We start from the raw sequence: 12,230 nt of genomic DNA on the forward strand, positions 1-12,230 counted from the left end.
ATCGTTGTGAGGAATTCCTTACCAATAAATATAAACAATATAATCAAAGGGATAATAAATGCGCTATGAGATTGCGGCCATTCGGTTTGATACGGTTAATCGAACGCTGACGAGTAGCACTGACTCCATCAGACTTGAGCCTAAGCCTTACTTATTGCTACAAACCTTAATTGCAGCAAATGGTAATGTTGTTTCGCGCGATAAGCTCATTGCAGAAGTGTGGCAAGGTCGCGTAGTCACAGAAAGCGCAATCAATAAAGCCGTGTCGACGTTGCGCCAGTATATGAATAAATTAGATGGTAAAACTGAGTATATAGAGACTATCCCTACCCTTGGATACCGATTGATTCCCGCGGCCATAAGTCATACTCCGGCTACAATAAATAAGACCAGCTCCCGGATCGCGCCACTTTTAGGTGCTTCACTACTTATTACCAGCGTATGTGCATTTATTGCCTATCAGTTCATGCAGCCTGCGCAAAATAACGAACCACTCGCGCCCCAAAAATTAACGAGCCAGAGCGGTATTGAACTGCAGTTAAGTAGCGCGACTCAATATAAAAGCTTTAGTTACCTGCATCCTACGAACACTCAGCAGGCGGAGTTGTGGCTCAATCACAGCGAGCAACATAGAAAGCTGTTTTCAGGCAACATCAGCGCACAAGCCTTAAGCTCAGACGCCAAACACATTGCCTATATCGACGATGATAATGGCTGTACCGTAAAACAGTTTGATATCACGCAGGCACAGCACACGACGCTATTCTCTTGCCAGCCTATCGAAAACATTAAACTAATATGGGGCGCAAATCCGCACGACATCATTTATCGAAAACGTACAAATATACATAGTGGATACGGCCTTTACCGTTTCGACTTGAATACAAAACAACATATCCAGCTAACGCTTCCTCCAATCTCAGGAAACCTCAGAGGCGACCACCTATTTAGTTTATCCACAACTAGAGGCCAGCTCGCCGCCGCACGCTACCTTGGAGAAGATAAACACGAACTGACGGTGTACGATTACCCAAGCATGTCAGTAAAGAGCACCGTTAAGTTACCTTATAATCTCACGGCACTAACTTGGTCTGCTAGCGGGCAATCGATTTACTTTAGCGCAGGCAGCAGCATTTATCGCGCCGATATAAAATCGAGCAAAGCAGAACTGCTTCACAAACTCACAGCACCAATCGAAAGCCTAGTATTACAAGATAGCAATGAAACCCTGCTCTTTAACCAATATAAGTTAACTAGCCTAATTCACCTTTTCGACGTATCGGAGCAAACCTTTGTACCACTTGTTGATAATCAGGCATTGAATCGCTTACCTCGCGCAAATCAAATGCCGCGAGTTTGGTATATTTCAGATCATGGCGCGCATTCCGCTTTATGGTCTATCGACACTGAAACACAACAACACACTCAAGTTGACTTGCCTCACATTTTTAACTTTCAACGTTATCAACTCAACAATGACGCTTCTAAAATACTTTTTGAATATCAAGACGCCATTTACCAGTTTGCTATCAACAGCCAAAAAACAACACAACTTATAGGCTCTGAGCTTAAGCCTTACGTTGCCAATTACAGCCAAGATAACAATGAAATCATTTACAGCAGTGAACGCTCTGGTAGTTGGCAGTTATGGTCTTTAAATCTAATAACAAACCAACATCAGCAACTTACAACACAAGGTGGCTACAGCGGCTACAAGCTTAATAATGTGTTGTATTTTACCAAGTTTACACAGCCCGGAATTTGGCAACTGAAAGACGGGCTAGAGTCTGTAGTTGTGACGGATGTACCGGTGAGAAATTGGTTGAATTGGCGGCTCAGAGATAATGCGCTTTACTATGAAAAAGACAAAAGTATCTGGCGATTTGACCTGAAGACTAAACAAGAAAAGCTGTATTTCACCCCGCCACAACGATTTATTGGACAGTTTGATATATTGCAAAATGGCGATGTGGTTTTCAGTGAGCTGAAGCAACCAAGTGGTGAGCTTTGGCAATTAACCGTAAAAAATTAAAGTACAAAAACAAAAAACCCAGCCGAGGCTGGGTTTTTATTGATTCTTGAAACGAATTACTTGATTTTCGCTTCTTTGAAGATCACGTGTTTACGAACCTTAGGGTCGAACTTTTTGATCTCCATTTTTTCAGGCATGTTACGCTTGTTCTTGTCGGTAGTGTAGAAATAACCAGTACCAGCAGTTGAAACTAAACGGATCTTATCACGCATGATTCAGCTCCTTAAACTTTTTCGCCGCGAGCACGGATATCTACTAATACCGCGTCGATGCCTTTTTTATCGATAATACGCATACCTTTAGTAGTAGTGCGTAGAGAAACGAAACGCTTTTCGCTTTCAACCCAAAAACGGTGTGTTTGTAGGTTAGGTAGGAAGCGACGCTTAGTAGCGTTGCGCGCGTGCGAACGGTGGTTACCAACCACTGGGCGCTTACCTGTAACTTGACAGACTTTAGACATGTCTATGTATCTCCAATAACTTCGCTCGAGCTTAATTTTCCCTTAAAGGCCTTTTAACTGCGTGCCCTAGGTAAAATCAAAGGGCGCTCTTTATACAGTATCTACAGGCAGAGATCAAGGATCTGATCCTACTGAAATCAGCTCATGGGTAAATTTGATAGCGGCCAATTATAATGATCCGAAGCCCACTAGGAAAGTAAAAACTGCATTTAAATTGAACTAATTTATAAAATTTATACAAATATGCTGATTTAACGAGCAAATTTCTTTTTTGGCCCTTTCTACATCGTAATTTTCACTGTTTAATTTTCGTGCTTATACGTATATTTGGGCAGCAACACTCCACCAGCTACCTCACACTTCGAGTAAAAGCTGAGTGATCAAGCTCCATTCTATTTTGCTCAGTTCAAAAGGACAGCTTGAGAAAGCGAAACCCACCCGATAAAACAGCAACTCAGCTTAAATCAGTCCTCGTTCGGCAAACGAAATACAATGACTTCCGGCGACGATTAAATGGTCAAGTACATTAATATCGACCAGTGCCAAACCTTGCTGCAATTTTTTCGTGATGAGTTTATCCGCTTCGCTGGGCTCTGCCACACCCGATGGGTGGTTATGGGCAAAAATCACGGCTGCACAGTGGTATTTTAGTGCCGCCTTTACTACTTCTCTTGGATAAACCGAAGCCGCGTTAATTGTACCGTGAAACAACACTTCATCTTTTATCAGGCGATTTTGGTTGTCTAGATACAGCACCATAAACACTTCATGCCCAAGCCCCCGCAGTTGAGCACTCAAATAGTCACGTACCGCTGTCGGGTTTTGAAATACCGTTTCTCTTAAGCACTCTTCTTTTAGATAACGCCGACTTAGCTCCAAAACGGCCTGTAACTGCGTGTATTTGGCAACGCCTAAGCCTTTTAACGCTGAAAACTCTTCTAACGAGGCATTGAATAAGCGCTGTAACGTTTGTTGTTCTTGTAACAAGGATTCGGCAAGCTCTATGGCATTTAATCCTTTGATCCCAGTGCGTAAAAAGATAGCCAATAATTCGGCATTGGATAACGCCTCAGGGCCTTGCTCAATTAACTTTTCTCTCGGCCGTGCAGATTTGGGTAAGGCTGATATTTGCATCCTACTATTCCTTATCTTTGTATGTCTCCTTGACTAAATTAAGCTTAGTGGGTGATCACGATTATTCAAAAGCAAACACAGACTGTGATATCTTTAGTTTATTGATACTGTGATCGTATAAAACAAACATGCAAAGAAATAAACGCCTCTTACTTGGGATCAGCGGTGGTATCGCTGCTTACAAATGCGCAGAACTCGTTCGCCGCCTAAAAGAACAGCAAATAGATGTCAAAGTGGTGATGACAGAGTCTGCCAAGCACTTTATCACGCCACTGACAATGCAGGCGGTCTCTGGTGAAATCGTTTCTGACTCTTTGCTTGACCCACAAGCAGAAGCATCAATGGGCCATATCGAATTTGCAAAATGGGCAGACCTAGTGCTGGTTGCTCCTGCGACCTCGAATATCATCGCCAAAATGGCGGCGGGTGTTGCAGATGATTTACTGACCACATTACTGCTCGCAACGCCCGCGCCTGTTGCCGTAGCGCCGGCAATGAATCAACAGATGTATGCGCACCTATCGACTCAAGCAAACCTCAATACCTTAGCTTCACGCCATGTCCAAATCTGGGGACCCGGTAAAGGCGAGCAAGCCTGCGGAGATGTAGGCGCAGGACGCATGCTTGAACCCCATGAGTTGGTGCAACTGTGTTTAGCTGCACTTCGCCCTACTGAGCAAGTATTAGCAGGAAAAACGGTAACTATCACTGCAGGACCGACGCGCGAAGCATTAGATCCGGTGCGGTTTATTACCAATCACAGTTCAGGAAAAATGGGCTTTAGCCTTGCTGAGGCGGCAAAGGCTTTGGGTGCAAGCGTAAATCTGATCGCGGGCCCGGTTTCACTGAATACCCCCACTGGAATTACTCGAATTGATGTAGAAAGTGCTGAGCAGATGCAACAAGCCGCACTCGAGTATGCCGTACAATCGGATATCTTTATCGGCTGCGCGGCGGTCGCTGATTACCGTGCAGCCACCGTTGCCGAGCAAAAAATTAAAAAGCAAGGCGATGAAATCACACTTACACTGGTCAAAAACCCCGATATTATCGCCACTGTCGCAGCACTAAAACAATCTCGTCCTTATACCGTTGGCTTTGCCGCTGAGACACAGAATGTCGCCGAATATGCGCAAGGAAAATTGGTCAATAAAGGGTTGGATATGATCTGTGCAAATGATGTGTCGGATAGCACAGGTGGTTTTAATTCTGATAACAACACATTGACCCTATATTGGAAAAAAGACCGACTTGAACTCCCTCACTCTAGCAAAAAAGAGTTAGCACTTACTGTCATGCAAGCTATTGCCGAAAAGATAAAATAACCTTCATGTAAAAGACTGGAAAGAAACTGAATAAAACATTAACATGATACCCCGATAACGTGTAAACGAGTCGGGGTTTGCACTTCTGCGCATCACTCTCTGTGCTTAATAAACCCGGCAAAAACAATATAACAATTAGAAAAATAAGGGAAATTTCATGCCAGCGACAAAACGTAGTAATCGCAAAGAGCAAATTCTTCAATCACTCGCACAAATGCTGGAAACCAGCCCGGGACAGCGTATTACCACAGCTAAACTCGCTGCTGAAGTCGGGGTTTCAGAAGCTGCGCTTTATCGCCACTTTCCAAGTAAAGCGAGAATGTTTGAGGGGCTTATTGAGTTCATCGAAGATACGTTACTGTCACGCATTAATTTAATCCTAGAAAACGAAAAAGAAACCCGTAACCGGATCTACAACATTCTTACTCTACTCCTAGCCTTTGCAGAGAAAAACCCTGGGATCACACGTATTTTAACGGGTGATGCACTACAAGGTGAGCAAGAACGCTTACGTGAACGAGTACAAAGCTTATTTGAAAAGCTTGAGACACAATTCAAACAAGTATTAAGAGAGCGTAAACTACGAGAAGGTAAGGCATTCACGAGCGAAGAAAGTGTACTGGCTAACCTATTCTTAGCTTTTGTTGAGGGTAAGATGAATCAGTTTGTCAGAAGTGACTTTAAAGCAAAACCAACCGCGCAATTCGATAAACAGTGGGTTGAGCTTGAGAAAATCTGGCTTTAAGCACCTGCGGCTAGCCGCTTAAATACATCCGCACACCGCAGAGCATTTTAGTTTCACCGTTAAAAGTGATAAAAACATCATAAATACATACTAAAATGCTCTAAATATGACTCTAAAACTCTCTCTCTTAAGCGCAGCACTTTTTAGTGTAAGCAGCTTAGCAGCTAAACCCAGCCTTGAATTTAAAGATGTTTTTGATTTTCGTTACCCTCAGGGTACGGTGATCTCCGAACAAGGCACATTCCTCGGCCTAAGTGCCAAGCCTTACCGTGGTGACAGCGAAGGCCAAGTGTATTCTCTCAATAATAAAGCACTGATTGCATCGGTTCCCCGTGGCACGAATCCAGTTATCAATAAAGGCGGTCAATGGGTTGGCTTTACCCAGCGCCCTACCCTACTTGAAAAAGAAACGGCAGATAAAAAGAAGAAAAAAACACTAAAAAACAACTTAGTGTTGGTGAATACCACAACTAAGGCCCAGCAAACCTTTAGCTCGGTTAAAGATTATCAACTTTCAGATGATGGCCTATGGCTGGTGTATCGTGAGGATGCAAAAAAAGGCGACAACAAATCAGACGCAAAAGCGAATACAGACGAGCAAACTAATGAACTCAAAATCAGTGCAGATAAAGGCGACGAAACCTTAACGCTTGTAGTGCTGAATCTTTCTAACAATGAGAGCACTCGCTATGACGACATCGCAGCATACAAAGTAGCACCAAATAGTAACGCGATACTGGTCAATCAGCGCAGTGAATACGGCAGTAAAAACCGTGTGGCCGTTATTGACTTAGCAAGCAATCAAATCACAAGTCTTATTGATGAGCCCGGTGTGACTTTAGGAGACATTGCTTGGCAACCCAATTCTCAACATGTCGCTTTTTATTTAGGTAATTATGTCAACGATGACAAGCGCCGCCGCGACTACCAACTCAAATTATGGTCTCCAACAAGCAATAAAATAACCGACATCCACAACCCAAGCGGTTGGTTTTCAGGTAAGACAGCATCAATCAAATGGTCTGAAGATGGCTCACGACTGTTTTTTGAAAATCGTCCACAGCTTGAAGAAAAAGCCAAAGTGCTTAAATACACAGATGAAAGCTCACTTTTTGATTACGATACCATTCGCCAGCAAAAAGGCTTAAAGGTTTGGCACAATGCCGATCCTGAAATCAAAACTCGAGAAATAAAAACATGGAATGAAAGCCGTCGAGATCAACATTATCAAGCGGTTTATCATATTAATGGCAAGCGTGTAGTACAGCTTGAAAACCTTCAGGTGCCTGCTATTTCACTGCGCACAAACGCAAATTTTGTGCTGGGCAGCGACGATACTCCCTACCTAAAGCAGATTATGTACAAAGGCTTTTATCGCGACTACTACAGCGTTGATATCAGCAGTGGTGATAAACAACTCATTGTTAAAGAAAGTTCAAATCGCCCTACCGTCGCGCCTGATGGTAAACATGCGGCCTATTTCGACGGTGAACAAGTCTGGTTGAAATCGCTATCCACACAACAGCTTACCCCGGTCAGCAAAGCGGTTAAAAACGCACTGTTTGCTGATGATAAACATGATAAACCAGAACCAAACGAAGGGTTTGGATTTGCTGGTTGGCAGCTCGATGGTTCGACGCTCTACGCCTACAGTAAATATGATATTTGGGCATTTGATACCAAAACGGCAAAAGCAACTCGACTAACTGACGGCTATAAGACCCAAACACAATACCGCATTGAGTATAAAGATAAGGACAAACTAGGCTTTAACCCAGACGATACCTTACTGTTAAGTGCGCACAACCTCGAAAATAAACAAACGCATATTGCAACGCTTTCCCTACAAGATAACAAGTTGCAAACTGTTTTGTCTGGCGAAGCTAAATATGGTGTAGTGAGAAAAGCCAAAGAGGCGGAAACTTATATTTTCACAAGACAGTCTTATCAAGAATTTCCTGATTATTGGGTCTCAGATAGCAGCTTTAATAACCCGACAAAACTCACAGATTTAAATCCACAGCAGCAGACATTTGCTTGGGGCCAAAAACCTGAACTTGTGAAGTACAAAGGCTACGATGGCGAAGATCTTCAAGGCGTGTTAATTAAACCTGCTGATTATAAAGCCGGTGATAAAGTGCCAGTGGTGATTTACTTCTACCGCTATATGAGCCAGCGCATGTATGACTTCCCGAAAATGGAGTTAAATCACAGACCAAACCTGCCAATGTATACCTCAAACGGTTATGCGATATTCTTGCCTGATATTCGTTTTGAAATCGGCCACCCAGGGCGCTCTTCAACACAAACCATGATCAATGCAGCACAAGCGCTGATTGATACAGGTGTTGCGGATCCGGATAAAATTGGCTTACAAGGCCACTCTTGGGCTGGTTACCAAAGTGCATTTATGATCACACAGACAGATATGTTTAAAGCGGTTGTGTCTGGCGCGCCAGTATCTAATATGACCTCTGCGTTCAGTGGGATCCGTTTAGAATCGGGTCTTGCAAGACAGTTCCAGTACGAAAAAGGCCAAAGCCGTATCGGTAAACCGCTAACAGAAGCGCCTGAATTATATATAGAAAACTCTCCAGTGTTTTACGCAGATAAAGTAAACACGCCAATTTTGATCATGTTTGGTGATAACGACGGCGCAGTGCCTTGGCAAGAAGGAATTCAATACTATTTAGCCTTAAGAAGACATGATAAAGACGCTATTTTCTTGCAATACGAAGGTGAACCGCACCATCTGAAAAAGCTGCCAAATCAGCTAGATTATTCAATTCGTATGAAAGAATACTTTGATTATCACCTGAAAGGATTGCCACCAGCAGAGTGGATTCAATCCGGTGAAGCATTTATCACGGAAGAGTAAGCAACTCCACAGGTATTCATCGTCAAGGACACCATCACGGTGTCCTTTTTTTTGGCAACAAGTTACTCATTCCTTTGTTTTACTTTTATCTAGAAATGTTTTGTTTCAACTTTCATCCGTATAATTTCGTTATAAAAAAGCTCATATCTCCATTACATTTGACGGTTTTACAAACGAACCATTGAACTTTCAGTAGATGCGTTGTAAGTTCTATGTTGCAGGAACATTTTCCTACTCTGCTAATAAATAAATAAATAAGGAAATAAGATGAAACTTTCTAACCTATCAGCAACGATCAGGCTATCTCTACTGGCTTGTTCAACGCTGACTGCAGGCGTATCAGGTATCGCCCACGCTGAAGAAACAGATGCCAACGCTACTAATAGCGTAGAACGAATTGAGGTTACTGGTACTCGTATCAAGCGAGCTGCCATGACCGGTGCGAGCCCTGTAACAAGTGTTACGGCCGAAGACATTAAAGTTGCAGGTATTACTAGGGTAGAAGATCTACTCAACGATATGCCTGCAATCTTTGCTGACCAAACTTCAGGCCAAGCAAATGGAGCTACAGGTACCGCAACAGTAAACCTTCGTAACTTAGGCACAGAACGTACATTGGTACTCGTTAATGGACGTCGCTTGCCTTCTGGTTCTCCTGTTGCTGGTGGTATCGGTGCTGACCTTAACCAAATCCCAGCAGCTTTAGTTGATCGTGTCGATGTGTTAACTGGTGGTTCGTCAGCAACATACGGCTCAGACGCTGTTGCTGGTGTTGTAAACTTTATCATGAAAGACGACTTTGAAGGCTTCCAAGTTGAGTATCAAGGTAGTGTTTATCAACATGATAACGACCACAAAGACATGCAACGAGCACTAAAAGATAGAGGCTTCCCGGTACCTGACGGAAGTCAATGGGATGGCGACACCCATGATATCTCTCTGACTTTTGGTGCAAACTCTGCAGATGGCCGTGCTAACATCACAGGTTACGCGACTTGGCGTGATATCGAAGAGGTGACACAAGATAACCGTGACTACAGTGCCTGTGCTATGAATATAAACGCGACAGGTACACGTATTTGTGGTGGTTCAGGAACAATTCCAGATGGCCGTATTACCGATTTCGATACCTATGACTACAAAGTATCTGGTACCGATCTCGTTCCTACAGCTGGCACAGTGTACAACTACGGCCCACTAAACTATTTCCAACGTCCAGACAAACGTAAAACATTTGGTTTACTAGGTCACTATGATTTTAACGACAGCCATACGTTTTATGCTGAGTTTAACTACATGGACAACCGCACAGTGGCTCAGATCGCACCTTCTGGTTCATTCCTGAATCAAGTTGATATTAGCTGTGATAACCCACTACTTTCAGCTTCACAAAGAAATACGCTTTGCGGACCTGATGGTGTTGCAACAGATGGTGTTGTTAAGGGTGCTTTCATCGGTAAACGTAATGTTGAAGGTGGCCCTCGTCAAGACGATATTCGCCATACCTCAACTCGTTTTGTACTAGGTGTTCGCGGTGAAATCGATGACAACTGGAGTTATGATGCGTATATGAACTTTGGTAACGTATCATATGCTCAGACTTACCAAAACGACATGTCTACAACCAGAATCATTCGTTCATTACAAGCAACAACAGATGATGACGGTAACGTGGTATGTAAGTCAGTTGTAGATGGTAGCGATCCAACCTGTATTCCTTGGAATATTTTCGATCCAGCGAACATCACTCAAGAGCAAATTGACTATCTAACTATGCCTCTATTTGCTCGTGGTGACACGAGAACAAAACAAATTAGTGGTTATGTTACTGGTGACCTTACTGAGTACGGTGTTGTAGTACCTGGGACTTCCACTGGTGTGGGCGTGGTATTTGGTCTTGAGCACAGAAAAGAGTCGCTAGACTTCAATCCGGATCAAGGCTTCCAGTCGGGTGACGGTGCAGGTCAAGGTGGTCCAGTTCTTGGCGTAAGTGGTGAATTTGACGTCAATGAATTCTTTACTGAATTCAACGTACCTTTAGTTGAAGACTCTGAATTTGCTGATTATATTACTTTAGAGTTAGCTTACCGCTACTCTGATTATTCAACGGATAAAACAACTAACACCTATAAAGGTGCGTTTGATATCCGCGTTAATGACCAACTTGGTTTGAGAACAAGCTTCCAACGCGCAGTGCGTGCAGGTAACGTACGTGACCTATTCAGATCTGCTGGTTTAGGTTTGTTTAACTGGGAAGATCCATGTGGTGGCGCGAATCCAACTTTAACTGTTGAGCAGTGTGCCAGAACAGGTCTTGATCCATCTAAATATGGTTCTAACGCACTAATCAACCCAGCAGGTCAATACAATAGTATCACTGGTGGTAACCCAGACCTAGAGCCTGAGAAATCAGATACTATCTCGTTTGGTATTCTATTATCTCCTGAAGCCATTGAAGGTTTAGACATTGCGATTGACTACTTCGACATTACTGTTGAAGACGCAATTCAAGAAATCCCTGAAGCAACAATCTTCAATCAATGTGCGATTAATGGTAACGACGAGTTCTGTGGACTTATTAACCGTGGTCCAACAGGCTCATTGTGGCTAGGCCAGGATGCGATCACTGCGATTGATACCAACATTGGTAGCGTAGAAACAAGCGGTATCGATTTTGATGCATCTTACCGTTATAACCTACCTGATGATATGGGTCTTTTACGCTTCAAGCTAATCGGTACATGGCTAGATAAGTTTGCAACGCAAAACTTACCAGGTGGTGATATTGACGATTGTGCTGGTCGTTGGGATAGAGCGGTATGTGAATACCCAGTTCCTGACTTTAAGTCAAACTTCTCAACAACTTGGGTAACACCTTGGGATGCAAACGTTACAGCAACCTACCGTTATGTAAGTGAAGTGAAGGAATTCGCACGAAATGACGACGGTCAAGTAATCGATGGACCAGTTCCAATGACTGCGCGTGACTACGTTGATATTGCAGTAACATGGAATGCTTCGGATAACCTGCAATTCCGCGGTGGTGTAAATAATATCTTTGATAATACTGCTCCACTAGTACCAAATGGTCCTGCAGGCCCAGCAAATGGTAACACTTACCCTGGTTTCTATGATTCTTTGGGTCGCTATATCTTCGCAGGTTTCACATTTAGACTGTAGTCTAAAGCCCGCAAGATTTAGTCGTAACTATGAGCCCCCGCAAGTTTAAAGCTGCGGGGGCTTTTTTTAGTTTAACGTCACTCTCACACCACTGCTTAATCATGATGCCTAGAGGGCAAATATCTATTAACTACTCATCTGACATCAAAGCTTTTTAATAAGGTGAGCTATTTTTGAGGTTAGAAAGTCTTGTCGCTTGCTCCGCATCCAGCTAGCAGCAAGGCACCTAGTTGTTCTAAAAAAGAAGTTTTTAACGCAGTTAGCGTCAGATTTTTCTCTCACATCGAGTGGGTATTAAGACTATTTGGTATTAAAACATGAGATACCATGCACACAATAATATCTATCACCACTAACGTTCATACATCGTAATCACAATTAAATAACCTGAGCTTCGGATAATTAATGCCTTTCTAGCAGCCAGTTTTAGCGCTAACTGCGTTGAATTCACTTCCAATAGCCAGCTATTGGTGCAT

8 protein-coding genes are annotated in these 12,230 nt (G+C 43.1%); 5 read left to right on the forward strand and 3 right to left on the reverse strand.

Annotation, left to right across the window (positions count from 1 at the left end; all coding sequences use genetic code 11):
- The first annotated feature begins 58 nt into the window (after positions 1–58).
- Positions 59–2,032, forward strand: a complete 1,974-nt coding sequence (locus CTT31_RS16105; protein ID WP_260491591.1) for a winged helix-turn-helix domain-containing protein — start codon at positions 59–61, stop codon at positions 2,030–2,032.
- A gap of 56 nt (positions 2,033–2,088) precedes the next feature.
- Here CTT31_RS16105 and rpmG read toward each other — a convergent pair whose 3' ends face one another.
- The 3 genes from rpmG to radC all read right to left on the reverse strand — a co-directional run bounded on the left by rpmG (position 2,089) and on the right by radC (position 3,626).
- The gene (gene rpmG / locus CTT31_RS16110) at positions 2,089–2,244 is read right to left on the reverse strand and encodes a 50S ribosomal protein L33 (protein WP_010364212.1); all 156 of its coding nucleotides are present in this window, start codon (positions 2,242–2,244) and stop codon (positions 2,089–2,091) included.
- 11 nt (positions 2,245–2,255) lie between these two features.
- On the reverse strand, positions 2,256–2,492 hold the full coding sequence (gene rpmB, locus CTT31_RS16115; protein ID WP_010376746.1) for a 50S ribosomal protein L28: 237 nt from the start codon (positions 2,490–2,492) through the stop codon (positions 2,256–2,258).
- A gap of 459 nt (positions 2,493–2,951) precedes the next feature.
- Positions 2,952–3,626 carry a RadC family protein gene (radC, locus tag CTT31_RS16120; protein WP_010605891.1) on the reverse strand — a complete coding sequence of 225 codons (675 nt, stop codon included), beginning with the start codon at positions 3,624–3,626 and terminating at the stop codon, positions 2,952–2,954.
- Between the two features lie 128 nt (positions 3,627–3,754).
- Between radC and coaBC the strand changes: the two genes are divergently transcribed.
- The 4 genes from coaBC (at position 3,755) to CTT31_RS16140 (ending at position 11,754) form a co-directional block, all read left to right on the forward strand.
- Complete coding sequence (gene coaBC, locus CTT31_RS16125; RefSeq protein ID WP_260491592.1) at positions 3,755–4,951, forward strand: bifunctional phosphopantothenoylcysteine decarboxylase/phosphopantothenate--cysteine ligase CoaBC; 1,197 nt, start codon at positions 3,755–3,757, stop codon at positions 4,949–4,951.
- Positions 4,952–5,108: 157 nt separating this feature from the next.
- A complete protein-coding gene (slmA, locus tag CTT31_RS16130; protein ID WP_010376740.1) occupies positions 5,109–5,696 on the forward strand; it encodes a nucleoid occlusion factor SlmA in 588 nt (195 codons plus the stop codon).
- Between the two features lie 106 nt (positions 5,697–5,802).
- Positions 5,803–8,574, forward strand: a complete 2,772-nt coding sequence (locus CTT31_RS16135; RefSeq protein WP_260491593.1) for a S9 family peptidase — start codon at positions 5,803–5,805, stop codon at positions 8,572–8,574.
- Positions 8,575–8,841: 267 nt separating this feature from the next.
- Positions 8,842–11,754, forward strand: coding sequence for a TonB-dependent receptor plug domain-containing protein (locus CTT31_RS16140; RefSeq protein ID WP_211858726.1), 2,913 nt, complete (start codon positions 8,842–8,844; stop codon positions 11,752–11,754).
- Positions 11,755–12,230 lie beyond the last annotated feature (476 nt).

Origin of the sequence: Pseudoalteromonas maricaloris (assembly GCF_024746855.1) — a bacterium.
Taxonomy (GTDB): domain Bacteria; phylum Pseudomonadota; class Gammaproteobacteria; order Enterobacterales; family Alteromonadaceae; genus Pseudoalteromonas; species Pseudoalteromonas maricaloris.

What these genes read in the sequence shown, in the direction of transcription:
- CTT31_RS16105 (WP_260491591.1), top strand. Translation starts at nt 59, where the DNA reads ATGCGCTATGAGATTGCGGCCATTCGGTTTGATACGGTTAATCGAACG.
- rpmG (WP_010364212.1), bottom strand. Translation starts at nt 2,244, where the DNA reads ATGCGTGATAAGATCCGTTTAGTTTCAACTGCTGGTACTGGTTATTTC.
- rpmB (WP_010376746.1), bottom strand. Translation starts at nt 2,492, where the DNA reads ATGTCTAAAGTCTGTCAAGTTACAGGTAAGCGCCCAGTGGTTGGTAAC.
- radC (WP_010605891.1), bottom strand. Translation starts at nt 3,626, where the DNA reads ATGCAAATATCAGCCTTACCCAAATCTGCACGGCCGAGAGAAAAGTTA.
- coaBC (WP_260491592.1), top strand. Translation starts at nt 3,755, where the DNA reads ATGCAAAGAAATAAACGCCTCTTACTTGGGATCAGCGGTGGTATCGCT.
- slmA (WP_010376740.1), top strand. Translation starts at nt 5,109, where the DNA reads ATGCCAGCGACAAAACGTAGTAATCGCAAAGAGCAAATTCTTCAATCA.
- CTT31_RS16135 (WP_260491593.1), top strand. Translation starts at nt 5,803, where the DNA reads ATGACTCTAAAACTCTCTCTCTTAAGCGCAGCACTTTTTAGTGTAAGC.
- CTT31_RS16140 (WP_211858726.1), top strand. Translation starts at nt 8,842, where the DNA reads ATGAAACTTTCTAACCTATCAGCAACGATCAGGCTATCTCTACTGGCT.